Raw genomic sequence first — 26,532 nt, forward strand, 5'->3', positions numbered from 1 at the left:
GCGGCCCTCTCTATCGGCTTTCTCGCACTCACCGCCTGCTCGTCTGATGCAGCGGACGAGACCACTCCAGCAAACGCCCCGTCCGCCGAGACCGTTCAGGAACCGGAAACACCTTCTCCCACCCCACCGGCCCGTAACGACCGCGGGGACCTGATCAAGGAGATTGACGAACCCGCTGGGGTGGGAAATATCGACGCTGAGTCGCCCACGATTTCCTTCACCGTCGACAGCGTTGAAGAAACGGAATGCACCGATCCCCTCTGGACGCCCGGTGATTTAGCAGCAGAAGGCAACAGGCTCATTGCCGTAGACATCACAGCCATCACGCAGCCTGCTTCGGGAGAGCATCAGGATTCGTGGGATGAGCTTTACGGTGAAATCGACCTGACCAATGAATGGATCTCGTTTGGCGCCGATGGTCAGCGGATGAACGACGCACAAAGCTTTGCCACCATGATGTGCCTGTCGTCGTCCGAACAACTCCCCAGCCAGATCGGCCCTGGAGAATCGGTGCAGGGCGTGGTCGTTCTGGAGGTATCCGACCGGGCCGGTGAGATCGCATTCCGCCCCTGGTGGCTCGACGGCGGCTGGACCTGGAGCTATGACCTGGACGGACCGGAAGGCCTCGGCGCCTGAATATCGTCATCCGGTGACGGCACAGGATGCGCGTCATCCTGGGCCACGGCTTTGGCAACGACGACGGCGATGCCGGTGGTGATCGGGATCGCCAGCACCAGCCCGATCGAGCCGATCAGAATCCGCACCACCTCTTCGACCATCTCCCCGGAGGTCAGGGTCTCCAGCAGAGAGCGGTCGTACAGCGAAATCACCATCAGCGCCGGCATCGCCGCCCCCGCGTAGGCGAACGCGATGGTGTACACGGTGGAGGCGATGTGGTCACGACCGATGCGCATCCCCGCAGCAAACAGCTCGCGTGAGGACGTCCTCGGGTTCGCCGCCTGGAGCTCCCACACCGCCGAAGACTGGGTGATGGTCACATCGTTGAGCACCCCGAGTCCGGCAATCAGCAGGCCACACAGCACGATGCCCGACAGCCGGACCTCCGGCACCACGGACGCCAGAATATAGGAGTATTCCTCCCCCAGGCCCACGAGATAGGCAGCTTCCGTCCCCCACAGGGCCAGCAGCGCGGTCAACCCCAGCCCGAGCAAGGTGCCGAGCAGCGCCGTCGTCGTACGTAACGAGAAACCGTGGGCAAAGTAGAGCACCACCACCATGATCAGGCAGCAGCCCACCAGGCCCACCCATAGCGGCGGTCCACCCTCCAGCAGAGCCGGAATCATGAATCCGAAGATGACGCCGAAGGATAGCACCAGCCCGATGATCGAGCGCAGGCCCCGCCACCGGGCCACCGCCAACACGACGAGCGCGTAGAGTCCGGCCAGCAACGCCACCGGCACGGTGCGCTGGAAGTCGACGAACACCGCTTCCTCGTACCCGTCGATCTCGGAGAGCCCGTTTAGGATAATCACGCGCAGCCGGTCGCCGGGTTCCACGTCCATGGAGGCGGTGATGTCCGGAGGAATTTCGACATAGGCCTGCTCGTGGCTGTCCGCGGGCAGATCCGCGCTGTCGTCCACATCGACGACGGCGTAGATGCAGGACAGCTCCGTGCCGTCGGGCATCTGGGTGGTGGTGCCCTGGGAGGTATCCAGCACCCCGGTCTGGCCGGTGCAGTCCCGGGGCAGCGTGTCGGTGACGGTGGAGTTGACCATGCTGAATCCCTCGGCGGTGCCGTACGGATTATCCAGCGAGAGCTCCTGGTACGACCCGGAGGGCCAGAGCACGAACATCGCCCCGATGAGCAGCACGGTCAGCGGGGCCAGGATGGCGGTGAGCGCCACGGTGACCCGACGCCGGGACGATCGACTCCCGCCGAGCAGCCGGTCGGCTGAGGGCCCGGCGGGCAACCCGTGCCCGTGGCCCTCATGACCCTGCTGTTCCGGCGCCTCAGGCATCGGTGGCGAGGATCCTCGTGGTGAGCGTTTCCCGGGCGTGACCGGTGTGAATCAGTCCGTCGATGATCGGCAGCAGCGGGACCATCGACTCATCCACTTCCAGCTCCACCGGGTGCTGCGTGGTGAGCATGGCCAGCAAACCAGCGAGGGCGAACTGCGCCTCGGTCTCGGAAAGGTCCGGGTTCCAGCCCAGCAGCACCTCGGTGATGTGTTCGTCGTCGCGCATCGCCGAGTAGGACACCGCAAAGGAGAGAATCCGCCCACCGGCGGCCTGGGGTCTGTCACGCAGCACCACCGCACCGCCGGCACCGGTCTCGGGCGCGAGCAGGAGTTGCTGGATTCGACCCAGGCTCACCTGCGCCGGATCCCACTCGTGGGTGGCCTCGTAGAAACGCTGCACCATGCCGGTCAGCTCCACCGAACCGGTGGCCAGGTCCTGCAACTGGAGCCCGTCCTCGGTGAATTCAGGAACGGCCAGGGATCCGGGACCCACCACCACGCGCCGCGAGGTCTGGATGGGGGCGAAACCCTGGGCGGTGAGGAAGCCCTCTGTGCCCCGGGACGGCTCGGCGAACCTCGTTTTCAGCGCGGACGGAACATCGACCGACGTCGCGCCGATCTCCTCGCGCAGTGCGGTCAGCAGCGTAGTGGCGATCCCACGACGGCGTTCCGACGCGGCAGTCTCCACATAGAACCAGAGCCGCTGAGGGTGCACCGCCGAGGCCGACACGACGGCGGCAGCCACCGGCACCCCGGCGTCCTCGGCCACCAGACAGCGGGTGAAAGGGGTGTCCGATGCCGCCCGCAACAGCGCCCGGTCCTGATGCTGCTGCGGGTTCTCGGCGTCGCCGAAAATTTCCAACAAGCGCAGGTCGTCGCCGTCCTGCCACGGGCGCAGCGTGATGCTCATCGGCTCAGGCGCTCCGCCAGCCAGCTACGCACCTGGGTCAGCCCCACGCGCTCCTGGTTCATGGTGTCGCGCTCACGAATCGTCACCGCCTGGTCTTCCAGGGTGTCGAAGTCGACGGTGATGCAGAACGGCGTACCGATCTCGTCCTGGCGGCGGTAGCGGCGTCCGATCGCACCGGACTCGTCGTAGTCGATATTCCAGTTCTTGCGCAGTTCGGAGGCCAGGTTCTGGGCGGTCGGCGCCAGCTCTTCCTTCTTGGACAGCGGCAGCACAGCGGCCTTCACCGGAGCCAGGCGCGGATCCAGCTTCAGCACGGTACGCACGTCGACGCCGCCCTTGGTGTTGGGCGCCTCGTCCTCGGCGTAGGCATCCACCAAAAACGCCATCATGGAGCGGGTCAGACCGAAGCTGGGCTCGATGACGTACGGGGTGTAGCGTTCCCCGGAGCCCTGGTCGAAGTACTGCATCTTCGTGCCCGAGTGCTGAGTGTGCTGACCCAAGTCGTAGTCGGTGCGGTTGGCGATACCCATGAGCTCGCCCCACTCGGAGCCCTGGAACCCGAACTGATACTCCAGGTCGATGGTGCCGTCGGAGTAGTGGGCGCGTTCCTCGGCGGGGACGTCGAACTTGCGCAGGTGGTCCGGGTTGATGCCCAGGTCCACAAACCAGTTCCAGCAGTCTTCCACCCAGGTGTCGAAGTGGGTGCCGGCCTCGTCCGGGTGCACGAAGTATTCGATCTCCATCTGCTCGAATTCGCGGGTGCGGAAGATGAAGTTACCGGGGGTGATCTCGTTGCGGAACGCCTTACCAATCTGGCCGATGCCGAACGGCGGCTTCTTGCGGGCGGCGTTGACCACGTTGAGGAAGTTTACGAAGATGCCCTGGGCGGTTTCCGGGCGCATGTAGTGCAGGCCCTCTTCGTTATCCACTGGGCCCAGGTAGGTCTTGACGAGCCCGGAGAACAGCTGCGGTTCGGTCCACTGGCCTCGGGTGCCGCAGTCGGGGCAGACGACGTCGTCCATGGTCTCCGGCCAGCTGCCCTTCTTCGCCTGGTAGGCCTCCTGCAGGTGGTCCTGGCGGTGGCGGTGATGACAGGAGGTGCACTCGATCAGCGGGTCGGTGAAGGTCTCCACGTGACCGGAGGCCTTCCACACATCGCGCGGCAGAATGATGGAAGAATCCAGCCCCACCATGTCTGCGCGGGAGCGGACGAAAGTATTCCACCACTGCTGCTTGATGTTTTCCTTCAGCTCCACACCTAAGGGCCCATAATCCCAGGCCGAGCGCGAACCGCCGTAGATTTCACCGGCCTGGAACACGAATCCCCGGCGCTTGGCCAGAGAGATCACCTGGTCGAGAGTGGACGGTGCAGCCATAGGTCTATCACTTCCGTGGGGTCGAAGGTGGGGTGACGGCGGAGTCGACGTCACCGCCCCAGTCTACGTGGCCACACCGGTTTTGCTCATCTCGATCCGGAGGCGGCGTGCCTGCGACAATGGGACCATGAGCGATGAAACGCAACCGGTCCCGATCCGCGATGACATGATCCGCCTGGGCCAGGCCCTGAAGCTGGCGAATGTGGTGGAAGATGGCGTGCATGCCCGGCACGTGATCGAGCACGGTGAGGTCTCCGTGAACGACGAGGTGGAGACCCGCCGCGGGCGCCAGTTGCACCCTGGCGACGTGATCGTATTCGGTGAGGAACGTCTCCTGATCACCCACGACGGCGAAGACTGACCGGCCGACCACGAAACAACAGCAGCAGGGGCCGCCGGAGGATCAACTCCGGCGGCCCCTGCTGTGCTCCGGTGGAGCGGGTGCGTCAGCGAGCGGGTCTTACTCCGCTCAGTGGGCGCTGCGGCGTCGCACGAGGAACAGGGTGACGCCGGTGCCGAGGATCAGCAGCGCGCCGAGGGCCAGACCGGTGATGTCCGCACCGGTGGCGGCCAGAGCGCCGCCGCCATCCTGGCCGGCAGTCTTTGCGTCGCTGGTGTTGTCTGCACCGTCAGTGTTGTCGGTGCCACCGGCGTTGTCAGTGTTGTCGGTGTTGTTGTCGGTGTTGTTGTCGGTGTTGTCGTCCGAACCAACCGAACCGCCGCCGGAACCGCCCGAGCCGCCGGTGCCCGGGGTCGGGGTGACGGTGCCGTCGCCTGCCCCACTGCCACCGGTGTTGTCGGCGTCGTCGGTGGAACCCACCAGCTCGACGGTGCGGGTCACTACGGTGCCAGTGGTGGCATCGGTGAAGCGCAGCACGTGGGTGCCGGCGCCCAGCTGTGCCTCGGCCAGGTTCAGCGAAACGGCAGCCGAAGCGGAGTCGGCATCCACCGCCACAGTGCCCAGCAACTGGTAGGTGTCATCCGCCAGCGGCTCGTGAGCATCGTCACCGGGGTAGGCGGCGATCTCGGCGGTCAGTTGGCCGGCCTCGGGGGCGCCGAAGGACTGCACGCCCAGATCGGCCAAGGTCAGGCTCAGTTCGCCGTCGACGGAAATTTCATCAGCCAGCTCGGTCAGCTGCACGGCCTGCTTGTTATAGCGCGGGCCGACCTCGCCGCCGAGACCGTCCTGCACGTAGTTGTGGAACGCATCGGTGTCGATCAGTCCGGTGTCGCGGTGGTTCTGACCGTTGGCCAGGGCGCGGAAGTTGTCGCCACCGGCCGCCAGGAAGGACGGCAGAGCGACGGTGAACACGTCGTCGTCGAGCACCGGAACGTCGTTGACCCAGATCTGGTCGATGTTCGATCCGCGAGTGTCGTGGCCCACGGTGTCGTCCCCGGAGGTGCGCACCTCGGTGGTGTAGGTGTAGCGCACGTTCTCCGACAGGCCCAACTGCAGGAACGGACGGCCCGGGACTTCCCCGGAGGCCGAAGTCTGCCACTGCTGCTCCAAGGTCTCGCGCAGTTGCGCACCAGTGATGTCCACCAAGAACAGGGTGTTAGCAAACGGGTTCACACCCACGGCCTGAGCCACGGTGAGTGTGGCCGGAACCTGAAGCGACTGGTTGCCGCGCAGACCGCCCGGGAACTCGTCACGCAGACCACCGGGGTTGACGATGCCGAAGTCAACCTCGCCGGCGCCGGTTTCGGTCTCGTTCGCGGCGTACAGCCAGGCGTCGGCCACCAGGTGACCCATGGTGGACTCCAGGTCGCGCTGGTCGAAGTTCATTCCGCCCTCGTCCTCGCGGATGCCGGTGGTCACGTAATCCTGAATGGTGCCCATCTCGACGCTGCCCACCTCATCGGCCACGGCCTCGGCGTCGTCGATAATAGAGCTGAGCTCGGCCAGCATCGGGTTCGCGGCAATCTCCGCCTCGAACTGAGCGTACTCGTCCTCGCTCTCGGGCACCACGGAGGCAATGTTCTCGGCCGTGTAGCCGAGGACCTCGCCGTCGGCGGAGATCTCCAGGTCGACGGCGCCGAGGGTGTCGGCGTACTCACCGGACTGCATCACCGGGCGGGTACGCTCCGCGTCACCGGGGACCGGGGCGTCGATGATGTACTCCTGGTGGGTGTGACCGGTGAAGATGACGTCCACAGCGGCGTGAGTGTCGGTGACGATCGGGGCGTTGAGCGGATCAGCCTGATTCACTCCCTCGTGGTAAGCGGCGACGATGATGTCAGCCTCACCGTTGGCGTCGTCGCCGTCGGAGAGTGCCTCAGCGTAGCGGTTCACGTGCTCCACCGGATCCGCGAACGACAGATCGGCAATGCCAGCGGGGCTGACCAGTGTGGTGGTCTCAGGGGTGACGGCCCCGATGACGGCGACGGTGTGGCCGGACTCGGTCTCCAGTAGCGTGTAGGGCTCGTAGGCCGGTTCGCCGTCGGCTTCCAGCACGTTGGCGCCCAGCTGCGGGAACGCGGAGCGCTCCACGATGCGGGCGTCCAGGTCTTCGCGGCCCTGATCGAACTCGTGGTTACCCAGGGCGGAGGCCTGCAGGCCCAGCACGTTCAGGAAGTCCAAGGTCGGGTTGTCGTCGCTGGCGGAGGAAACGAACAGGGTGCCGCCCACGTTGTCACCGGCGGAGACCAGCAGCGAGTTAGGGTTGGCCTCGCGCTCGGCCTCGATGTTCTTCGCCATCGCCAGACCGTCGTCGTTGAGTCGACCGTGGAAATCGTTGAAATTCAGCAGGGTCAGCGTGGCGGTTTCGCCGGCGGCATCGTCAGGGGTGCCGGGCTGTTCGGTGGTATCGGCCAGCGCGGTGGCCGGAGTGACGACCAGCGCCAGCACCATCAGCGGGGCGGCAGCGCCCGCGCGGTGACGGAATGAAGACATGGGTGGGCTCCTTCACGGTGAGTCAATGACTCGCTCACCCTAGGGAGCCATCATGGCCGGAAGGTGAACCGGTGATGACGCGTCCCTGACCGCTGGACTTACTCTCCGGCGTGGGGGCTCTGCTCGAGGAACCGCGCGACGTCCTGAATTTCGTTGGGGTGGATGCCATGCCCGACGCCGGAATACTCTTCCGCGGTGAGCTCTACATGGTCGCTGAGCCAGCTGCGGGCGTAGTCCACCTGCTCGACCGGGATGATGGGATCCTGCGGGTCCCGGCCCCAGAACACCTTCGGACGGGCAAAGGCGACCTCGTCGTCGTGAAACAACGAGCGCAGGGCATCATCCACGGGGTAGCGGATAGCGGGGCTGTCGGGGTCAATATTGATGACGAACCCGGAGAGCCCCACGATGCGGTCATATGCGGTGGGTTCCATGCGTAGCAGCGAGGTAGCCATCACCATGCCCATGGAGAATCCGAGCAGACTGACGGAACGGAACTGCGAGCGCTGTGCGGCCACCCATGACTGCAGGTCTACCGTGGCTTGGTACACGAGTGCGGGGTCGGATCCCATGTCTTGAGCGAGCGGGAACCAGGTGTACCCCTGCACGACGCCGCCGAATTCCATGGCCATCGGGGCGCGCACCGAGGCGACCGTGTAACGCTGCGGAAGGTACTGGGACAGCGGGAACAGATCGTGTTCGTTGGCGCCGTACCCGTGGAGGAACACGAGGAGATCGGTGCCCTCGCGTTCGTGTTCGGGTCGGGACCAGCGCACGGTGGGGTTCCAGGATTCAGCCATACCCACCAGTGTAAAGGCCGGGCGCCTGCCGGCTTGACCCGGCGCATGGTCTCTCCCACCGATTCCCCGGCCGACTCCACCGAGGCTGTCCCGAACGACCCGCCCGCAGATCAGCGTCACCATCGACCTGCGCACCATGGTCCACCACGCATCGCTGGCCGATCGGGGGGTTACCCGAAAGTTGGCAAGACGACAGATAATGACAGAATGGAAGGATGAATGCTCTTCTCACTCCACACCCGTGGCGCCGGTACGTCGCCATCGGAGACTCTTTCACCGAGGGCATCGGCGACCCCCAGCCCCTCGACGATCATCCCGAATACCACCGAGGCTGGGCCGACCGCGTGGCCGAGGAACTGGCCCGAACCGTACCCGCCGATCAGGACTTCTCTTACGCCAACCTCGCTATCCGCGGCCGGCTGCTAGGCCAGATTCGCGACGAGCAAGTGGAACCGGCACTCGCACTACAGCCCGACCTGATCTCCATCTGCGCCGGCGGGAACGACGTGCTACGCCCCTCCGGTGATCCCGATGTCATCGCCACCGAGCTAGATGCGGTGGTCGAGCGCCTGACCGGCAGTGGCGCCACCGTCGTCGTGTTCAACGGCCCCGATATCCGAGACACCCCGGTGATGGGGCGGATTCGTGGCAAAGTGGCCATCTACAACGAAAATGTGCGGGCGGTGGCGGCCCGGCACGACGCCGTCGTCGCCGATATGTGGGCACTGCGTGAGCTGACGCGACCGGAGATGTGGGCCGAGGACCGGCTGCATTTTTCGGCCACCGGTCATCACACCATCGCTTCCATGGTTCTCGACACCCTGAACGTGCCGCACCAGCTTTCCCCGTTGGAGCCGAAACCCCCGGTTGAACGAACCTGGCGTCAGGCACGTACCGCCGACGCGATCTGGGCGAAGGACCACCTGTTGCCGTGGGTGCTGCGACGATTGCGCGGCCAATCTTCCGGCGACCACACGACGGCGAAGCGCCCGACGGCGGCACCCATGTTCGGTGCCCCGATGCCTCAGGGCAGCGACCCGCACGAAGAGCCGACCGACGATCACGGCGAGTCCGCTCGCTGACGTCCCCTGACGCTACACGAGCCGCGACAATTACAGACTCAGGGTCTCGACCAGTTCGTCAAAAAGCTGCTCCAGGTCTGTGAGGAACCCGTCGTGACCGATCGGTGAGTCGATCATGAACACCGGAACGTCCCCGGGCAACTGCGCCGCCAGCTGATCCGACTGTTCCGGTAGGTAGAGCCGGTCCGACGTCACCGCTGCGATGAACGGCGTCGCCGTCACCCGGCTCAACGCTGCCGCTTCTCCCCCGCGGTTGCGGCCGACGTCGTGTGACATCAGCGCTTCCGTGAGCGCAAGGTAGCTGTTCGCGTCGAACCGCTTGGCCAAGCTGATCGCCTTGTAATCCAGGTACGACTCAACCTGGTAGCGGCCGTTGCGACGGGTCGGCGACCCGAAAGGGTCCTCCCCGGGCTGGGCCGCGCGGCCGAACCGCGCCTCCAGCTCCGCTTCCGACCGGTAGGTGATATGCGCGATACGACGGGCGATCCCCAGACCACCGGAGGGAACGTGGTCGGCGTCGTAGTAGTCACCGCCGTGGAAGTTCGGATCCAACCGGATGGCCTCCACCTGCGCCTGAGCGAAAGCGATCTGTTCGGCGGTGGAGTGCGCACCGGCCGCGAACACCCCGAAACCACGCACCCGGTCCGGATAGGTGGCGGCCCATTCCAGAGCCCGGGCGCCGCCCATCGAACCGCCCAGCACGGCATGCCAGACCCGGATTCCGAGGGCATCCGCCAATCGGGCCTCGGCGTGCACGGCGTCGCGGATGGTGACAAACGGGAAGCGCGATCCCCAGGCCCGACCGTCATCGTCGAGACTCGAAGGACCGGTGGAACCGTCGCAACCGCCGAGCATGTTCGCCGACACCACGAACCACTTTTCGGTGTCGATGGGGCGGCCCGGACCGACCAGGCCCTCCCACCAGCCGGGTTCGTCCGAGGCGTCGGAGGCGGCGACATGGGAATTACCGGTGAGCGCGTGCTCGATCAGGATGGCATTGCTACCGTCGCTGTTGAGCTCGCCCCAGGTCTCATAGGCCAGCCGGATCTGCGGGAGCTGGCCGCCGGTCTCGAAATCGAAGCGGCCGAGATCGGCGTAGCGGAGTCCGCCCTGCAGGTCTAGTGCCACCGCACTGTTGTCAGCGGTGTTGGTGGTGCTGCTGGTGTCACTGCCGGGCATCGGGTCCACTCCGATGGTCATGTGTTCCTGCTTCTTTCGCCGTCTGGTCTGGGATATTGGTCACTCTCGAATCGGACCCTCAGGCCTTAACGGCCGCGGTAAATCCGGCCTCGAGATCGGCCAGAATATCGTCGACATGCTCCAGCCCCACCGAGAGTCGCACCAGCCCCGGGCCCACCCCGGCGGCGCGCCGCTCATCCTCGGTGAGCTGAGAATGGGTGGTGGACGCCGGGTGAATCACCAGCGAACGGGTGTCGCCGACGTTCGCCACGTGCTGGTGGAGCTGCAGCGCCTCCACGAAAGCCTGCCCGGCCGCCACTCCGCCGTCGATCTCGAATGCCACCACGGAACCGGCACCCCGCAACAGTTGCGATGCCCGCTCGTGCCACCGGCTCGACGGCAGACCGGCGTAGGCTACCGAATGCATCTGGGGGTGAGCCTCAAGATATTCGGCAACCCGTTGGGCGTTGGCGACATGACGTTCCATACGCAGGCTGAGCGTCTCCAATCCGAGGTTGAGAATGAACGCGTTGAACGGGCTGGCCGACGTGCCCAGGTCACGCAGCAGCTGCGTGCGGATCTTCAGGATGTACGCGACGTTGGCGCCCAGTGCGCCGTCGGCCCCGAAATCACGACCGAACACGATGCCGTTGTAGGACTCATCCGGTTCATTGAAACCGGGGAACCGTTCCGGATCGGCGGTCCAGTCGAAGTTGCCAGAGTCCACAATCACGCCGCCCAGGGCGGCTGCGTGCCCGCCCAGGAACTTGGTGGCCGAATGCACGACGACGTCGGCCCCGTGGTCAAAGGGTCGCACCAGGTACGGGGTGGTCAGGGTGGAGTCGACGATGAGCGGCACCCCGGCGTCGTGCGCCACCTGAGCCACCCCGGCAATGTCGAGCACATCGGCGCGCGGATTGCCCAACACTTCACCGAACAGCGCCTTCGTCGTCGGCTGAACGGCCGAACGCCACTCGTTCAGATCGTCCGGATCCTGCACGAACGTGGTGGTGATACCCAGTCGGGTCAGGGTGTGTTTGAACAGGTTCTGGGTGCCGCCGTACAGCGAAGCCGAAACCACAATATGGTCCCCGGCCCCGGCCACGTTGAGGATCGCCAGGGTAGTGGCCGACTGCCCCGAGGAGAGCAATACCGCGCCCACCCCACCTTCGAGCGCGGCGATCTTGTTCTCGACGGAGTCGGTGGTCGGGTTGGTCAGGCGCGTGTAGATGGGGCCGAGCTCCTGCAGGGCGAAACGTCCCGCGGCAGATTCGGTGGACGGGAAGCTGAACGACGTCGTCTGGTAGATCGGCAGCTGGGTGGCTCCCGTGGTGGGGTCGTTGGTGATCCCGGCGTGGATCTGTTGGGTCTCGAACGACCAGTCTGCTGAAGGGGACATGATGGCGGCTCCTGTTCTGTCAGGGCCATCACCATCGCCGCTCCGAGGCCGAAGAGGCGGTCCGCGATGGCCCGCGCTTGCGGTCGAGGGGTTCCTCGATCGCCTGGTCCTCACCCGGGGCACCCCACCGCGGTTGGAGGGTTGCCGATCAGCTAGCCGGGGCTTGTCGCTGACACTCGTGACCTGGATGTCATTGTGCCAGAATGCACCGCCGGTTTCATCTCGCCGGCGGTCACGGGCGAGACGCGGCGTCATCTGCAGGGGCGGGTTCGGGGTTGATACCGTATTTCCGAGAAACCGGACAAACCCGGCAAACCCGACGACGCGCGGGGCACCGGGGTCGGTGACAGTGCTGAAGGAAAGAGGGGCGGGGAACCGATCATGACGAACACACCCGCCGCGCACCAACCCGCCGATTCCTGGGAGATCCCATGGGAACGGATCGTTCAGGGGCTGCCCGCGGCCCGCCTGGTGCCGCAACTGACCGGGCTGGCCGGATGTGAGTTGGCCGAGCAGGCTGAGCTCACCGCGCCAGGAACAGACTCCGGGGCCGGAACGGCGGGCATCCGAGTCGTGATTTCCGCGCCGCCCGGTAGCGGCAAGACCACGGTGGTGCCACCGGCGCTGGCTGCAGTGTCGGCGGGCCGCGTCGTCGTCACGCAACCGCGCCGGATGGCCGCCCGAGCTGCCGCGCGTCGTCTCGTCTCTCTCAGCGGTGCGCAGTTGGGCCGCGAGGTCGGCTACACGGTGCGCGGGGACCGACACGTTTCGGCTGCCACGCGGGTGGAGTTCGTGACGACCGGGGTGCTGCTGCGTCGGCTGATCGCGGACCCGGAAGCCAGCGGAATCGGCGCCATCGTGCTCGACGAGGTCCACGAGCGTCACCTGGACACCGATCTGACCTTCGCCTTGGTGGAACAGCTGGGTCAGCTGCGCCCGGAGCTGCATGTGGTGGTGATGTCGGCAACCCTCGACGTCGGACACTGGGCGGAGTTGCTGGGTGCACGGGTGCTTGAGGTGGCCACCGAACCGCATCCGCTGCAGGAGATCTGGGCACCCTGGGGAACGCAGGCGCAGCGCAGTCTGGATGCCCGCGGAGTCGCACCCGGTTTTCTGGATCATGTGGCCGACGTCGTCGTCGAATATCAGCATCTGCACCAGTACCCGCATACCCCCGTTGGTCCCGATCGCCCCGGTGACACCCTGGTGTTTTTGCCCGGCGCCCGTGAGATCGACCGGGTGGCGGCCCGGCTGGGTAGCGACCCGCGCCTGGCGCCCGATACCGCGGTGCTGCCTCTGCTGGGGTCGATGCCGGCCCGGGAACAGGACCGGATTCTGGCCCGCAGTACCGACACTGCCTCGCAGTTTCCCCGGCGCATCGTGTTGGCCACCAATGTGGCGGAATCGGCGCTGACCGTGCCCGGGGTGCGGCTGGTGGTGGACGCCGGTCTGGAACGGGCCTTGCGGGAGGATTCCCGGCGCGGGGTATCTGGGCTGATCACCCTCGGCGCGTCCAAATCCGCCATGGTGCAGCGCGGTGGGCGTGCCGCCCGCGAGGCGCCCGGCACGGTGGTGCGCTGCCTGAGCGAGGCCGAATACGCGGCACGGCCGGCCCACACTGCGCCCGAAATCCGCACCGCAGGACGCAACGAGCTCGGCCGGGCACTACTCGACGTCGCCTGTTGGGGAGCCCCGCGCGGTGCTGGCCTGCGGCTGCCGGACCCGTTTCCGACGGCGGCCGCCGATCGAGCCGAGCAGCGCCTGCAAGAACTGGGCGCGGTCCACGACGACGGCACCCCGACGGAGCTGGGTGCGCGGATGTCCCGACTGCCGGTGGACCCCCATCTGGGCCGGGCCCTGCTCGACGGGGCAGAGCTGTGGGACGCCCGGGTGGCGGCCGAGGCAGTGGCCACCCTGGCCGCGGACACGCGTGCCCCGGGGGCCGATCTGATGGCGCGCTACCGGCAGCTGCGCTCGGATCCGGGCTGGCGTCATGACGTCGATCGGCTGGCCCGGGCCGCGGTGGTGGCGGAGGACCTCGCCCCGCAGTCGACGGGACACGACGACGCCGGAGGACCTCTCGACCAGCATCACCTTCACCACGACGCACTCGGTCTGATCACCGCGCTGGCCTACCCGCAGCAGATCGCCCGACGCCGGGACGCCGAATACCTGCTCGCGTCCGGCACCGCGGCCCGGTTGCCGGCGTCGTCGTCGCTGATCGGGGCCGAATGGATTGCGGTGGCCGAGCTGAGCCTGCACGGCGACCATGCGGTGATTCGCGCCGCCGTCGAGCTGGATCCCGAACACGCTGAGTTAGCGGCGGGCCCTCTGCTCGTGGACGAGACAGTGGCCCGCTTGGACGCTGCCTCCGATACTCACCGCCGGGTCACCGCCCGCCGAATCCGCCGTCTGGGCGCCATCGAACTCAGTTCCACCCCGGTGCCGCCACAGCCCGAACACGCCCGATCCGCCGTCGTCGCCGAATGGCGCGAGACCGGGGTGCTCGCCCTGGTGCAGCGCGCCGGAGCATCGGTGGCCACCCTGCGGAATCGGCTGGGCTTCCTGCATCGCGTGTACGGCGCCCCCTGGCCCGAGGTGACCGACGCCGCACTCACCGCCACCGTGGAGGACTGGCTCGGCCCGGAAATCGACCAGCTCGCCGCCGGTGCCGCCGAACGCTCACTGGACCTCCATTCCGCGCTGCGCCGGCTGCTCCCCTGGCCCGAGGCCGCCCGGTTCGACGAGCTCGCCCCGCTCCGGCTGACGGTGCCCTCGGGCTCGCAGATCACCTTAGACTGGCCGGCCCCCGAAGACCACCCCTCTCAGAACAATCCCGACGCCGACACGCCGGCCCCACCGGTTCTCGCGGTGAAACTGCAGGAGTGCTTCGGCTGGCGCACCGGGCCCACCGTGGCCGAGGGCCGGGTTCCCGTGCTGTTGCACCTGCTCTCCCCTGCCGGACGACCCCTGGCGGTCACCTCGGATCTGAACTCATTTTGGGAGAACGCCTATCCGGCCGTGCGAGCGGAAAACCGTGCCCGCTACGCCAAACATCCCTGGCCGGAAGACCCGTGGACCGCCGTCGCCACCCCGCGCACGAACAGTGCGATGCGGAGAATACCTCCTAGTTGACGCCCGTTAAACGCTGAGCCTGGACTCATGAGACCCGCCCCACTGGACGTGGCACGATGAGATCATGATGCGTTTAGACCATGTTTCCTACGCTGTCGGACCCGAGGGGCTGGACGCCACCGTGGAGCGCATCAGCTCCGCGCTGGGGATCGACCGCGTCAAGGGCGGGGTACATCCGCGTTTCGGCACCCGCAACGCCCTGTTCCCGATGACCAACCGGCAGTACTTGGAGATCGTTGAGGTCCTCGACCATCCCGCGGCTGATTCGGCGCCGTTCGGTCAGGCCGTGCGCGCCCGCAAGGAAATGGGCGGCGGCTGGATGGGCTGGGTCGTCGCCGTCGACGATTTGGCACCGTTCGAGGAGCGCCTGGGCCGCGGCGCCGTGCCCGCACAGCGGAAGTTCCCGGATGGTCGCGAGCTGACCTGGCGGCAGATCGGCATCAAGGGCCTCATTGCGGACCCGCAGCTGCCCTACATTCTGCGCTGGGACGACGGCACCGAGGATCTGCATCCTTCCCAGGCGGCTGCACCGGAAGGCTCCATCGAGCAGATCACCATCGGCGGTTCCCGGGATCGGGTACGCGACTGGCTGGGTCTGGATCAGCCCGAGAAGTCGGTGCAGGATGTGGACGTGGAGTTCGTGGCACCGTCGGGTACCCCGGGCATCATGGAGGTCACCTTCACCACGCCGCGCGGCAGCGTCACGCTCTAGCCTCCAAACCAGCCCAGCCGCAGCAGCAGCGGATACCCGGCGAACCCGGCGACGTCGAGCAGCAGGTGGGCGTACACGAACGGCATCACCCGGCGGTAGCGCAGATACACGACGGCGAACACCACCCCCATGATCAGGTTGCCGACGCCGGGACCGATCCCCTGGTACAAGTGGTACGAGGCGCGCACCAGAGCCGACACCGCCACCGCGGCCACCAGCCCCGCCGCTGGCCCGGGTCGGAAGGCGCCCGTCGCCGTCGTGTGGAAGGTCTTCGGCCTCGCAGTCGGGGTGCCCCGCAACTGTTGTAGGTATCCGATCCGGTCCAGCAACCACGCCAGCACGATCACTTCCTCGAGCAGACTGTGCCGCAGCGCCGAGAGCACCAGCACGGGCGTGGTCCACCAGTATTCGTTCATCGCTGATCCGACCAGCGCGGTTGTCAGCCCGAGCGTGCGGCCGAGCGCGTACACCCCGAGCGTGCCCGCCCCCATCACCACGAACAGGGTGACGCCCAGCCCGGCGTCCGTCCAGAACCGCCGAAAATCCAACCCAAAAGTGCGGAACGGATTGCGCCCGTAGATCCACACCAGGTGACACACCAGCAGCACCGGCACCAGCGAAAACCCGATGGAGAGCAACTGGCGGATCAGGTCAAACAGTTCCTCGTTCGCCAGCGAAGGGTTCAGGGTGGTGGTCTGATCCCTCAGCGGGGCCGTCATCGCGTTCTGCATCAGATCGACGACGGCGTACACCCCGGAACGGCCCAGTGACAGGGCAAGCACAATGATGATCTCCCACCACACCACCGCACGCGAGGGGTAGCGGAGGGTGTCGGCCGGGTGCGGGGCGGATTCGGTGGCGGTCACGTCCCCAGTCTAGGTCTGTGCGCGATACGGTGGTGCCATGGTCAGATGCGCCACGACGGCGGAAGCCGCGCTCGCTGCCCGTGCCTCCCACTGTGCGCAGCCCCAGTCCGACCGACCCGACCCGGGGCTCGACGTCGATTGGTCCCGCAGCTTGGTGGAGGAGGGCGGCCAACACCATCTGGTGCTGATCCCCGACACGGAGACGGAGATCAACACCGGGACGAAGACCAGAACCGGGACGAACGCTGCACCCGGTACTCCCACGGTGGTGGCGCGCATGTCTCGCACCGCCGACGCCGCCGCCCAGCTGACCCGCACCACCGAACTATTGCGCGCCCTGCACGCCCTGAATCTGCCCTGGGAGCTCCCGCTCCCTCTGGCCGGACCGGTGTTCGCGGATACCGGCACAGATTTCGGCACCGACCCTTCTGATTCACACCGCGCCGCCGTCGTCGTGCAACATTATGTTCCCGGTCAGGCCCACCCGCCGCACTGTGGTCGCCCCGAGGAATTGCGTGAGATCTGCCGGGTTCTTGCCACTGTCGACACCACTTCGCTTCACCCTCATTTGGCGCAGCCCTTCGCCTTTCGCGGTCCCTGGACGCCGACCAAGATCGCCGCCTTGGTCGAGTTGCCGCAGCGCCTGGAGCAGCGTGATTCCTCGGTACCCTGGCCCGATTTCTTCCCGGCCTGTACCCGGCACACGTTCGAGGACACTGCGCGCAGGATCATCCGCACGGTGCACGAGTGGACGGAGCGCCCGGTGGTCGCACCCTCGCTGGTCCATGGGGATCTGGCCGGGCACAATATGCGCTGGCTGCCGATTCCGGGGGAAGACCGGTGGCGGCTGAACGGGATTCTGGACTGGGACTTGGCCTGCCTGTGGGATCCTGCCCTGAATCCGGCGTATCTGAGCCTGTGGCACGGTGAGGAGAAGTTGAGGCAACTGTGTCTCGACGACGACGAACACCACCGGGCCCGGGTGTGGTTGGCCGCGATGGCGCTGGAGTCGCTCTATGACGCCGGACTCAGGCTGGAGCAGATCGCGCCGAAAAAGTGGAGGCGCCTGCTGAACCGCGCCCTGCCCCGGCTGGAGCGCGCGGCCGAACTACTCGGCTAAGCTCAACCGATGCATCACCCGGCCACCCGATGCATTGCTCGGCGCAGGGCGGACGCTTTGAGCTCGACCTCGTCGGCTTCGGTCTCCGGGTCCGAATCCAGCACGATCGCGCCGCCGGCCCCGATGGTCCACCTCCCACCCAAACGCACGGCGGTGCGGATGACAATCGAGAGTTCCACCGCGCCGTCGGCACTGAAGAACCCCAGCGCACCGGAGTACACCCCGCGTGCGGCGGCTTCGAGTTCGTGGAGAATCTGCACGCTGCGCACCTTGGGCGCCCCGGTCATCGACCCACCCGGGAACAGCGCACGCACGACGTCGACGGCGTCCACCCCGGGTTCGGCCACCGCCTCAATGGTGCTCACCAACTGGTGCACAGAGGCGTAGGTTTCCACTGCCATCAGCTCGGTGACCTCCACGGATCCCGGCACGCTCACCCGCCCCAGGTCGTTGCGCAGCAGGTCCACGATCATCAGGTTTTCCGCGAACGTCTTCGGGTCCGTGCGCAAAAATTCCACCTGAGCGGCGTCCTCGTCGGGGGTGTCCCCGCGGGGTGCGGTGCCCTTGATCGGCTTGGTCGAGTACACCGTGTTCCGCCCGCGCAGCAGCCGCTCAGGAGACGCCGAAACGACGGCGAGCTCTGCATCCGCCTCGATCAATCCCGCATACGGGGTGGGGTGATGCTCGATCAGGTCCTCGAACAAATCGGCCGGATCGATCCCCGTGCTCGCCTGCACATCGGCGGTGAAGGTGTTGGTCAGGCACAGCTCATAGGACTCCCCGGCCACCAGCGCGTCGTGGCAGCGCCGGATCTTGTCGAGGTATTCGGGTCGGTCGTCGCGCCAGGCGCCCGGAATCATCGGCGCTGCTCCTGGGTCTGTTTCCGGCTCCGTTCCGGGGGTGTATGGCAGCTGAGGTCCAGGTTCCGTTCCCAGGACGTCCAGCACCCGGCGCTGGTACTCACCGAGTTCTTCCTGCGCCTGGGCGGGATCGGTGCTGGCCACGCACACCGTCAGCACACGGTCTCGATGGTCGACGACGACGAACCGCTCCGGCCACACCCACCATGATGCCGGCGGTGCTGGCTGCTCTGCCGGTGCTTTCGGTCCGGCTTCCGGGTCCGATCCGACGGGCGGCTGAGGTACCTCAACGCCCAGCAACCGCATGCCCAGCTCATAGCCGAACCAGCCCACCGCTCCGCCGCGGAACGGCAGATCCTCGGCCCCCACCGTATGCCGGATGGCCCGTAGACCTTCCTGTAGCCTCACCATGGGGTCAGCACTGGCGGGCAGCACAGCCATGTCAGCAATATCAGACAACTCGACCCGTTCGATCCGACCCCGCCCGGAGGCGTCGCCCAGCATCGACCACCGTGCCTGATCCGCATCGGGCAACGCGGAATCCAACCAGAACGAGCCGTGACCGCGCTCGAGCACCCCGCGGTAGACCGCCCGGGACGCCTGCCGCGGGCTCAGTCCGAAGTCGTCGAGCGCCCAGCGCGCGGTGGCCACATGTAGGGTGGATCCGGACCGTTGCTCCACGGCGTCCAAGAATCGCTCCAGCACCAGTGCGCCGTGCTCACACGCCACCGATTCGGGATGGAACTGCACCCCGTACCAGGGCGCTCCCTCTATTTCGAACCCCTGTATCACGCCGTCTTCGCTGCGGGCGGTCACGTGCAGTCGAGGGTCCGGGTTCTCCCCCGGTTCAATGGCCAGCGAGTGGTACCGGGTCACGGTGGTGCCCTGGGGCATCCCGGCGAAAATCCCGGTGTCGGTATGCTGGATCGGCGAGAGCCACCCGTGGCGCGGCCGCGGTGCCGCGACCACCTCGTAGCCAAACCGGCGGGCCAGCCCCTGGTGCCCCAGGCACACGCCCAGCATCGGCAGCGCGTCACAGTCAGAACCACCAGAACCAGCCGGACCGCCCCGCTCCAATACAGCGTCGATGAGAGCGCCAGATGCAGCAAAATAGTCAGGGTCGTCCGGGTGTCCGGGCCCGGGCGAAATCACCACCCCGGCCACCTCCCCGGAAGCCAACAGCTCCAGGGCGGTTTCGCCGTCGTCGGCGCTCACCACACGTACCTCGCGATCGGTGCGCTCGCGCAAGAGCTGCACCAGGTTAAACGTGTAGGAATCGCGGTTGTCGAGAACCAGGATCACACCGGCCGCCACCAGGTCTCGGCGATGTGCTGCCACAAGATGAGTCGGTCGTCGTCCACCCGCATCCATGCCCCGTTGAGCTGGGTGACCGGGGTGATGCCGTGCAGGGCGTTGAGGTACCAGAGTTCCTGCACCACCGAGGTGTCGATCCCCTCCGGGCAGCGCACCACTCGGGTGAAGGGTACGCCGGGCCGACCTGATTCGGCCTCGCCCACCAACAGTCCCACCGTGGTCGAGTCCAGCACCCGCTCGGACGTGCACACATGCAGATCGGCACCGTTCCACCCGACCACGGCACCGTTGGCCGCTTCCAGCAAACGCCCGGCCTCGGTCACATACAGGGCGTCATCGGCCCCATGGGTCACCACGGCGTGACGGTCTTCGGCGGTAATCACGGGGTCCGCCCCTTTGAGTTGGGGGAAACGACGACGATCGGCCACCGCGCTCAGTCGGGTGTGGGCGCGCAGTGGTGGGGCCGGCCGCACCTCAACGCTCAGCTCCACCCGTGCGTCCTCCGCGCGTCGGGCTTCCACCAGAGGGAACCACGACCCTTCGCGCGGCACGGTCGCGAGCAACTCATCCCAGACGGCATCGGCCGAAGGGGGTGGTGTCGTGTTGGGGAATGCGGTCTCGACGGCGCGCTGGAATCGCTGGCGGTGGCGGTCCAGAGCGCGGGCGTGTCCGTCGCGGATCAGCAGGGAGTCGATCACCCGGTCCGCTGACGAGGCGTGGTCCTGCGGGTGAGAAGTCATACCTCCACTCTACCCACCCGGGAAACAGCGAGGCCTCCCGTGATGCAAGGGACTGAACAAGCATCAAGGGAGGCCTCACGAAGCGGAAACCGCTCCGAAATCTACGCAGCCACCGGGTTACCAGCGCGTCGCGACGTTGAAAAACCTACCAGAGCCGAGCCTGCCGATTCGAACGTTTTCTCCGCCGCCCTTGGGCAGCCTCGCGCCCCAGTCCGTCACATTTTTCCCGCCCTCGTCTCCTCGAATCCGCAACTTCGGCATCCTGCCGCAGATGAACAACACGTGAACTCATCCGGCACAAGAAGTGACTTTTGAGTAGCCGACCCTTGAATATGACGAACTATGACGCGCCAGCCATCGAGGACACCCCGCACCAGACATTCCACGCACTCCATACCGCGCGAGTAGCACACGCACCCTCACCTGACCAGCGCATTTTTTCGAACGTATCGACCCCGAATTTGACGCTTAACAATGTTTGCGCGGTACGACACACTTTTTCATCATCAACCGCGTGGAGAGCATTCGCACCCGAGATCCAGCCGCTCACCGCTGGCTCCCCTCTCCGCGGCGTTGATGTCCATTGTCTGAGCGAAAGAGGGACCGATGGCCTCGCACTCCGAGAAACCTATGAAGCACTGGTCACCCCGAGAGGCCTGGCGTGGCCTGTACAAGCCGGTCTTCATTCCGGCGGTGCTCGTCATCACCGCGGCTCTGGGCTGGGCTACCTGGTATGGAGCGACCTACGGCGACGACGCCGCGGAAGCGTTCGTGGCGCTACGCGACGCGATCGGTTCCTCGGTGGGCTGGTGGTACGTGCTCATCGCCACCGGGTTCGTCGTGTTCGCCATCTGGGCCGGAGTGTCCAAAGCCGGACAGATCAAACTGGGTCGCGACGACGAACAGCCCGAATTTTCACGGCTGACCTGGTTCGCGATGCTCTTCTCCGCCGGCATGGGCATCGGCCTGGTGTTTTGGGGCGTGGCCGAACCGATGAATCACATGATGAGCCCTCCTGACATGGCCGGCGTCGAGCCCGGGACCGCCGAAGCGGCAGCCACCGCCATCGGACAGACCTTCTACCACTGGGGGCTGCACGCCTGGGCGATCTACGTCGTCGTCGGGCTCGGCCTGGCCTACATGACCTTCCGCCGCGGTCGCCCACTGGCACTGCGCTGGCTGCTCGAGCCGATTTTCGGGCGCAAGCTCATCGAGTCCTGGGTGGGTCACGTCATCGACGTCGTCGCCATTGTCGGCACCCTCTTCGGTGTGGCCACGTCCCTGGGTCAGGGTGTGCTGCAGATCGAGGCGGGCCTGGAGTTCCTCGGCTGGGTCGAGTCCTCCCCAGCATTCCTGATCACCCTGGTCGCCTGCATTACCGCGCTGGCCACCCTCTCGGTCATCTCCGGGCTCTACGCCGGACTGAAGTGGCTGTCCAATATCAACATGATGTTCGCCGCAGTCCTCGCGCTCTTCGTCTTACTGGCCGGGCCCACACTTTTCTTGTTGCAGTCACTGGTCCAGAACACCGGTGAGTACGCGATGGCACTGCCCCAGCTGATGTTCGCCTCCGGCGCCGGCGCCGAAGACGGCTGGACCGTGGGCTGGACCATCTACTACTGGGGCTGGTGGATGAGCTGGGCACCGTTCGTCGGGATGTTCATCGCGCGGATCTCGCGCGGCCGCACCATCCGCGAATTCGTGGCCGGGGTACTGCTGGCACCGACGATTATCGGGATGATCTGGTTTACCATTTTCGGCAGCACGGGCATGTACCGTCAGCTCAGTCAGGGCGACATGGTCGACGCCGAGGGCGCCGTGAACACCAACACGAGCCTGTTCCACTTACTCGAAACCCTGCCCTGGTCCACCATCAGCTCGGTGCTGGCGATCATCGTCATCGTGTTGTTCTTCGTCACCTCGTCGGACTCCGGATCGCTGGTGGTCGATATCCTCTCCTACGGCGGTAAGACCGAGACGCACCGGATCACCCGGCTGTTCTGGTCGCTGATGGAGGGCATCGTCGCCACGGTGTTGTTGGTGGTCGGCGGCTCCGCAGCACTGACCGTGCTTCAGGTGAGTTCGATTGCCGCCGCACTGCCCCTATCGATCGTGATGGTGCTGGCCGTGGTGGCGATGATTCGGATGTTCCGCTACGAAACGGCGACCATGCCGAAGTACATCCGCATCCGCCAGCAGCCCTCCAAGGCCGCACTGGTCGATACCGCTCGCGAGGTGGCCGGTCATGCCGATGGGCCGGACCTGGAGCGCAGCCTCCGGGACATCCTCACCACCCAGGCGCGCTCGTTCCGACACAATTTCACCTCGGCCTCGGCCACCCTGGGCGGACTCACCCACACCGCCGGTCGTCCTCAGGCACCAGTGCAGTACGAAACCGATGAGCTGGTGCTGGCCATGCACGAAGTACCAGCCCACGCCACCACGGTAAACCCGGAGACCGGCACGCTGAACTGGGTGGAACCGGCTACCTTCAAGGATCCGATCAGCGAGGAAGCCTTCGATACTCCGGAGTATTCCGAATCCGCGACAGGCTGGGAACACGAATCCGAGCAGCTCTTCGATGAGGTGCTGGGCCGCGAGCCCAAGTCAGGTCCAGCGGTGGGTGACGGCAGCTAGGGCGAGCATGCGCTGGGCCACCTCGGCGAAGCTTTCCGGCGGCAGGCTGTGGGTCGGACCGGTCACGGTCAGCGTGGCCTCCACCCGCCCGTCATGCAGTCGCAGCGGGACCGCCACCGCGGTGATGTGTTGTTCCCACTCTTCGTTCGAGGCCGCCCAGCCCTGGGCACGCACCGCCTCCAGTTCGGCACGCAGCGCCTCCGGGTCGGTGATGGTGCGCTCGGTGTGCGGCTCGAGCACATCGGACAGTGCTGCCTCGGCGGCGGCCTCGTCGTGCGCCAGCAGCACCTTGCCGGAACTGGTGGCGTGACCGGGGGTGCGCAGCCCCACGTAATGCCGCGGCGCCAGCAGTCCACCACCCACCGCCTGAGAGACATTGACGGCGAACACCTCATCGAGGATCGCCACATTGGCAGTAAGTTTCAATGCCGCGGAGACCTCGTCACAGAGTTTCTGCGCGGTGTCGGAGAGGTCCATGCGACGGGTCACCGCCGAGGCAAACCGCACCAGCGCGAATCCCAGACTGTAGGCGCCCGAGCTCGAGCTCTTTTCCACCAGCCCATGATCGGCCAGTGAGGAAAGAATGCGCGACGCCGTGGACTTGTGCACCTCCAACCGCTCGGCGATGGCCCCCACCGTAGAGGGTCCCTGTGTGAGCGCCTCCATGATCTCGACCGCCCGGTCTACCGACTGGATTCCCATCATGCACCTCATTTTCTGCCCGAGAAACTCTTGACGTGACCTCAGTAACTCCGATTGAATAGTTGCACTATATGAACTAGTTGCACAATATGCAACACTCCGGGATCGCACTGCAGGAGGCATCATGCCGGAAACCACCCCCGCCGACCCGTCGGCTCGCATCGTCGTCATCGGCGCCGGCGTCGTTGGCGCCGCCCTGGCCGATGAGCTCATCACCCGTGGCGCCCAGAACGTCACCCTGGTGGATCAGGGACCGCTCTATCACACAGGTGGATCGTCATCGCACGCCCCCGGCTTCGTCTTCCAGACCAGCCCCTCACGCACCATGTGTCAGCTCGCGCAACGCACCATGAACAAGCTCGACGGGCTCGAGCTGGACGGCAAGCCGCTGTCCGCTCGAGTCGGCGGGCTGGAACTGGCCAGCACCCCGGGGCAGCTTCAGGAAATCAAGCGTCGCTACGGATTCGCCCGCGCCTGGGGCGTGCCCGCGAAGCTACTCACCCCCGAGCAGACCGTGGAACTGTGGCCCGGCCTCGACGTCACCCAGATTCTCGGCGCATTGCACACCCCCACCGACGGCGTGGTCTACTCGGCCCGCGCGGTGGAGTTCCAGGCCCGTCGCGCCGAAGCCGGCGGTGCCACCGTGATGGGGCTGACCCGCGTGGTCGAGGTCGAGACCGAGGACGGCCGCGTCACCGGTGTGCTGGTCGAGGACGCCACCACGGGTGAAGATCGGCGCACGATACCGGCTGACATCGTCGTCGCCGCCGGTGGCATCTGGGGTCACCCCCTGGCGAAGCTGGGTGGAATGCGCCTGCCCATGCACCCCATGGAGCATGGCTTCGCTTGGACTGCTCCTGTTCCTGAACTGCCGGGCACCGCCCCCGACGGCACACCTCTGGCCGACAACGAGCCGGGCCGGCCCATCATCCGGCACCAGGGCTCCGGACTGTACTTCCGCGAGTTCGGCAACCGCATCGGTATCGGGGCCTACGAGCACCGCCCGATCCCGTTGGCCCCGGAGGATTTGACGGACACCCCCGAATTGCTGTCCACCGGACAGGAACCGGCCAAACGTGCTTTCACCCAGGAGGACTTCGAGTTCTGCCGGGCGGAAACAGCTCGCTTCTTCCCCGCTATCAAGGATCTCCCGCTGGAGGACGAGTTCAACGGTGTTTTCTCGTTCACTCCCGACGGCGGACCCATGCTCGGCCCCTCTTCCACTGTGGAGGGGTTCTGGGCAGCCCAGGCCATCTGGGTTACCCAATCCGCCGGGTGCGCCGAGGTGGTGGCTGAGTGGATCCTCACCGGCCACCCCGGCATCGACACCCACGGTCTGGACCTCAACCGCTTCGACCCCGACCTGCTCAGCGATGAGTGGATCCGCGGCAAGGCGTCCGAGAGCTATGACGAGGTCTACGACGTCCACTTCCCACACCAAGACACCACCATCACTCGCGGCCTGAAGACCAGCCCGTTCCACACCCGCATCCAGGACGCCGGCGGCGTGTTCAGCGAGGCCAACGGCTGGGAGCGCGCCCTGTGGCATCAGCAGAACGCTTCCCTCTTCAGCGACCCGGAGTTCCTCTCCCGCGCACCCAAGGCGTTCGGTGCGTCAGCGCAGGCCCCGTCGGCGCTCGATGATGCTGCCGTCAGCAATGACATCGACGCTCCTGTGCCGGTCGCGGTTCCTCGACGTGACGCCTGGGATCAGGTGAACTGGTCCCCCATCGCCGCGGCCGAGGCCTGGGCGACCCGCAACCGCGTGGCGATGTACGACATGTCGTCGCTGACGCGCTACCGGGTGAAGGGTGCTGGCGCCACGGCCTGGCTCGAAGGCCTGACCAGCAACAAGATCGGCAAGACCGTCGGTGCGGTCACCTATGCGTTGATGCTCGACCAGCGCGGTGGCATCCTCTCCGATGTCACTGTGGCCCGTCTCGACGACGAAGAGTACTTCATCGGCGCCAACGGTCCGCTGGATTTGGACCGGCTCACCGGGCTGCTACCCGCTTCCGGCACCGTGCATATCGAGGACATCACCACCAGCACCTGCTGCATCGGACTGTGGGGCCCACACGCCCGCGACGTCCTGGAACCACTCACCGAGGGCGACGTCAGCCACGAGGGTTTGAAGTACTTTCGCTCGGCCAAGATTCGAGTGGCCGGCGTTCCGGTGCTGGCGCTGCGCGTCAGCTACGTGGGCGAACTCGGCTGGGAGCTCTACACACAGGCAGCTCACGGTCTGCGGCTCTGGGACCAGATCGCAGCCGCCGGCGCCCCCTACGGCATCATCCCCGCCGGACGAGCCGCGTTCAGCAGCCTGCGCCTGGAGAAGGGCTACCGTTCCTTCGGTACGGACATGACTCGCGAGGACACCCCGGAGGATGCCGGACTCGGATTCGCCGTCCGCATGGAGAAGGAAGGCGGCTTCATCGGCCAGGATGCCCTACGCGAGCGTTCCACGAACGGACGCCGCCTGGTCGCGTTCGGGGCTCGCCTCGACGCCGGTCGCCCGGAGGCCGGAGCCGCGGTGCTGGCAGCGGGCACCGATAAGGTGATCGGTTGGGTGACCAGCGCCGATTTCGGCTACGTCACCGGGCAGGTCATCGGTCTTGCCTGGGTGCCCGTGGAATATGCAGAGGTCGGCACCGCCCTGTCCATCCTGCGCTTCGGCACGGAAATCCAGGCCGAGGTGCTGGCTGAGCCGGTCTACGACGCAGGCATGGCGCGCATCCGCCGCTAAGCGAGTCGCCTGGCACCTTGCCCTGAAGGGGCTTCCCTCGTGACCACCACGAGGGAAGCCCCTTTTTCGTCCGTTCTGCGTG

Annotated in this window: 19 protein-coding genes and 1 riboswitch; of the genes, 8 read left to right on the plus strand and 11 right to left on the minus strand. The window is 66.3% G+C overall.

The genetic code is table 11. The features are described 5' to 3' along the window. Positions 1 to 180: 180 nt before the first annotated feature. Complete coding sequence (locus tag O1A05_RS13840) at positions 181 to 636, plus strand: hypothetical protein (protein ID WP_270105799.1); 456 nt, start codon at positions 181 to 183, stop codon at positions 634 to 636. Here O1A05_RS13840 and O1A05_RS13845 read toward each other — a convergent pair. The 3 genes from O1A05_RS13845 to O1A05_RS13855 are packed head-to-tail and all read right to left on the minus strand — an operon-like array spanning position 600 to position 4,265. After that, complete coding sequence (locus O1A05_RS13845; protein ID WP_270105800.1) at positions 600 to 1,979, minus strand: YibE/F family protein; 1,380 nt, start codon at positions 1,977 to 1,979, stop codon at positions 600 to 602. The two genes, O1A05_RS13840 and O1A05_RS13845, sit on opposite strands and share 37 nt — an antisense overlap. Beyond that, positions 1,972 to 2,889 (minus strand): GNAT family N-acetyltransferase, encoded by a 918-nt coding sequence (locus O1A05_RS13850; RefSeq protein WP_270105801.1) that lies wholly within the window; start codon positions 2,887 to 2,889, stop codon positions 1,972 to 1,974. The genes O1A05_RS13845 and O1A05_RS13850 overlap by 8 nt, the downstream gene beginning before the upstream one ends. Beyond that, a complete protein-coding gene (locus O1A05_RS13855; protein ID WP_270105802.1) occupies positions 2,886 to 4,265 on the minus strand; it encodes a glycine--tRNA ligase in 1,380 nt (459 codons plus the stop codon). Before O1A05_RS13855 ends, O1A05_RS13850 begins: the two co-directional genes overlap by 4 nt. Positions 4,266 to 4,392: 127 nt before the next feature. Between O1A05_RS13855 and O1A05_RS13860 the strand changes: the two genes are divergently transcribed. After that, on the plus strand, positions 4,393 to 4,626 hold the full coding sequence (locus tag O1A05_RS13860; protein ID WP_270105803.1) for an RNA-binding S4 domain-containing protein: 234 nt from the start codon (positions 4,393 to 4,395) through the stop codon (positions 4,624 to 4,626). Between the two features lie 108 nt (positions 4,627 to 4,734). On the opposite strand, the gene O1A05_RS13865 is transcribed toward O1A05_RS13860, so the two are convergent. Next, complete coding sequence (locus O1A05_RS13865) at positions 4,735 to 7,158, minus strand: bifunctional metallophosphatase/5'-nucleotidase (protein WP_270105804.1); 2,424 nt, start codon at positions 7,156 to 7,158, stop codon at positions 4,735 to 4,737. A gap of 98 nt (positions 7,159 to 7,256) precedes the next feature. Then, a complete protein-coding gene (locus O1A05_RS13870) occupies positions 7,257 to 7,958 on the minus strand; it encodes an alpha/beta hydrolase (protein WP_270105805.1) in 702 nt (233 codons plus the stop codon). Positions 7,959 to 8,173: 215 nt separating this feature from the next. Here O1A05_RS13870 and O1A05_RS13875 point away from each other — a divergent pair, with 215 nt between their 5' ends. Further along, positions 8,174 to 9,040 (plus strand): SGNH/GDSL hydrolase family protein, encoded by an 867-nt coding sequence (locus O1A05_RS13875; protein WP_270105806.1) that lies wholly within the window; start codon positions 8,174 to 8,176, stop codon positions 9,038 to 9,040. Positions 9,041 to 9,070: 30 nt separating this feature from the next. On the opposite strand, the gene metX is transcribed toward O1A05_RS13875, so the two are convergent. Beyond that, on the minus strand, positions 9,071 to 10,240 hold the full coding sequence (gene metX, locus O1A05_RS13880) for a homoserine O-acetyltransferase MetX (RefSeq protein WP_270105807.1): 1,170 nt from the start codon (positions 10,238 to 10,240) through the stop codon (positions 9,071 to 9,073). A 58-nt stretch (positions 10,241 to 10,298) separates the two neighbouring features. Then, on the minus strand, positions 10,299 to 11,618 hold the full coding sequence (locus O1A05_RS13885; protein ID WP_270105808.1) for an O-acetylhomoserine aminocarboxypropyltransferase/cysteine synthase family protein: 1,320 nt from the start codon (positions 11,616 to 11,618) through the stop codon (positions 10,299 to 10,301). A gap of 68 nt (positions 11,619 to 11,686) precedes the next feature. Then, positions 11,687 to 11,802: riboswitch (SAM riboswitch) on the minus strand. A 197-nt stretch (positions 11,803 to 11,999) separates the two neighbouring features. On the opposite strand from O1A05_RS13885, the gene hrpB reads away from it, so the two are divergent. Then, positions 12,000 to 14,753, plus strand: coding sequence for an ATP-dependent helicase HrpB (hrpB, locus tag O1A05_RS13890; protein WP_270105809.1), 2,754 nt, complete (start codon positions 12,000 to 12,002; stop codon positions 14,751 to 14,753). Between the two features lie 64 nt (positions 14,754 to 14,817). Next, the gene (locus O1A05_RS13895; RefSeq protein ID WP_270105810.1) at positions 14,818 to 15,465 is read left to right on the plus strand and encodes a VOC family protein; all 648 of its coding nucleotides are present in this window, start codon (positions 14,818 to 14,820) and stop codon (positions 15,463 to 15,465) included. Here the strand turns inward: O1A05_RS13895 and O1A05_RS13900 are convergent. Next, entirely contained in the window at positions 15,462 to 16,331 is an 870-nt protein-coding gene (locus O1A05_RS13900) for a CPBP family glutamic-type intramembrane protease (protein WP_270105811.1), read from the minus strand. The two genes, O1A05_RS13895 and O1A05_RS13900, sit on opposite strands and share 4 nt — an antisense overlap. Before the next feature lie 37 nt (positions 16,332 to 16,368). Here O1A05_RS13900 and O1A05_RS13905 point away from each other — a divergent pair, with 37 nt between their 5' ends. Further along, complete coding sequence (locus O1A05_RS13905) at positions 16,369 to 17,451, plus strand: phosphotransferase family protein (protein WP_270105812.1); 1,083 nt, start codon at positions 16,369 to 16,371, stop codon at positions 17,449 to 17,451. Positions 17,452 to 17,465: 14 nt separating this feature from the next. Here O1A05_RS13905 and O1A05_RS13910 read toward each other — a convergent pair whose 3' ends face one another. After that, positions 17,466 to 19,649, minus strand: coding sequence for a chorismate-binding protein (locus O1A05_RS13910; RefSeq protein ID WP_270105813.1), 2,184 nt, complete (start codon positions 19,647 to 19,649; stop codon positions 17,466 to 17,468). Continuing rightward, positions 19,610 to 20,365, minus strand: coding sequence for an aminotransferase class IV (locus O1A05_RS13915; protein ID WP_270105814.1), 756 nt, complete (start codon positions 20,363 to 20,365; stop codon positions 19,610 to 19,612). Before O1A05_RS13915 ends, O1A05_RS13910 begins: the two co-directional genes overlap by 40 nt. A gap of 606 nt (positions 20,366 to 20,971) precedes the next feature. Here O1A05_RS13915 and O1A05_RS13920 point away from each other — a divergent pair. Further along, positions 20,972 to 23,002, plus strand: a complete 2,031-nt coding sequence (locus O1A05_RS13920) for a BCCT family transporter (protein WP_270105815.1) — start codon at positions 20,972 to 20,974, stop codon at positions 23,000 to 23,002. Here the strand turns inward: O1A05_RS13920 and O1A05_RS13925 are convergent. Then, positions 22,973 to 23,707 carry an IclR family transcriptional regulator gene (locus O1A05_RS13925; protein ID WP_270105816.1) on the minus strand — a complete coding sequence of 245 codons (735 nt, stop codon included), beginning with the start codon at positions 23,705 to 23,707 and terminating at the stop codon, positions 22,973 to 22,975. The two genes, O1A05_RS13920 and O1A05_RS13925, sit on opposite strands and share 30 nt — an antisense overlap. Positions 23,708 to 23,828: 121 nt before the next feature. Between O1A05_RS13925 and O1A05_RS13930 the strand changes: the two genes are divergently transcribed. Beyond that, the gene (locus O1A05_RS13930) at positions 23,829 to 26,450 is read left to right on the plus strand and encodes a GcvT family protein (RefSeq protein ID WP_270105817.1); all 2,622 of its coding nucleotides are present in this window, start codon (positions 23,829 to 23,831) and stop codon (positions 26,448 to 26,450) included. Positions 26,451 to 26,532: the final 82 nt, after the last annotated feature.

Origin of the sequence: Citricoccus sp. NR2, from assembly GCF_027594385.1 — a bacterium.
Taxonomy (GTDB): Bacteria; Actinomycetota; Actinomycetes; order Actinomycetales; family Micrococcaceae; genus CmP2.

Bases quoted from the DNA above. Each gene is read 5' to 3' on its own strand.
- O1A05_RS13875 (WP_270105806.1), top strand. From the start codon at position 8,174: ATGAATGCTCTTCTCACTCCACACCCGTGGCGCCGGTACGTCGCCATC.
- hrpB (WP_270105809.1), top strand. From the start codon at position 12,000: ATGACGAACACACCCGCCGCGCACCAACCCGCCGATTCCTGGGAGATC.
- O1A05_RS13850 (WP_270105801.1), bottom strand. From the start codon at position 2,889: ATGAGCATCACGCTGCGCCCGTGGCAGGACGGCGACGACCTGCGCTTG.
- O1A05_RS13865 (WP_270105804.1), bottom strand. From the start codon at position 7,158: ATGTCTTCATTCCGTCACCGCGCGGGCGCTGCCGCCCCGCTGATGGTG.
- O1A05_RS13905 (WP_270105812.1), top strand. From the start codon at position 16,369: ATGGTCAGATGCGCCACGACGGCGGAAGCCGCGCTCGCTGCCCGTGCC.
- O1A05_RS13920 (WP_270105815.1), top strand. From the start codon at position 20,972: ATGGCCTCGCACTCCGAGAAACCTATGAAGCACTGGTCACCCCGAGAG.
- O1A05_RS13870 (WP_270105805.1), bottom strand. From the start codon at position 7,958: ATGGCTGAATCCTGGAACCCCACCGTGCGCTGGTCCCGACCCGAACAC.
- O1A05_RS13930 (WP_270105817.1), top strand. From the start codon at position 23,829: ATGCCGGAAACCACCCCCGCCGACCCGTCGGCTCGCATCGTCGTCATC.
- O1A05_RS13855 (WP_270105802.1), bottom strand. From the start codon at position 4,265: ATGGCTGCACCGTCCACTCTCGACCAGGTGATCTCTCTGGCCAAGCGC.
- O1A05_RS13925 (WP_270105816.1), bottom strand. From the start codon at position 23,707: ATGATGGGAATCCAGTCGGTAGACCGGGCGGTCGAGATCATGGAGGCG.
- O1A05_RS13895 (WP_270105810.1), top strand. From the start codon at position 14,818: ATGATGCGTTTAGACCATGTTTCCTACGCTGTCGGACCCGAGGGGCTG.
- O1A05_RS13860 (WP_270105803.1), top strand. From the start codon at position 4,393: ATGAGCGATGAAACGCAACCGGTCCCGATCCGCGATGACATGATCCGC.
- metX (WP_270105807.1), bottom strand. From the start codon at position 10,240: ATGACCATCGGAGTGGACCCGATGCCCGGCAGTGACACCAGCAGCACC.
- O1A05_RS13845 (WP_270105800.1), bottom strand. From the start codon at position 1,979: ATGCCTGAGGCGCCGGAACAGCAGGGTCATGAGGGCCACGGGCACGGG.
- O1A05_RS13915 (WP_270105814.1), bottom strand. From the start codon at position 20,365: ATGACTTCTCACCCGCAGGACCACGCCTCGTCAGCGGACCGGGTGATC.
- O1A05_RS13885 (WP_270105808.1), bottom strand. From the start codon at position 11,618: ATGTCCCCTTCAGCAGACTGGTCGTTCGAGACCCAACAGATCCACGCC.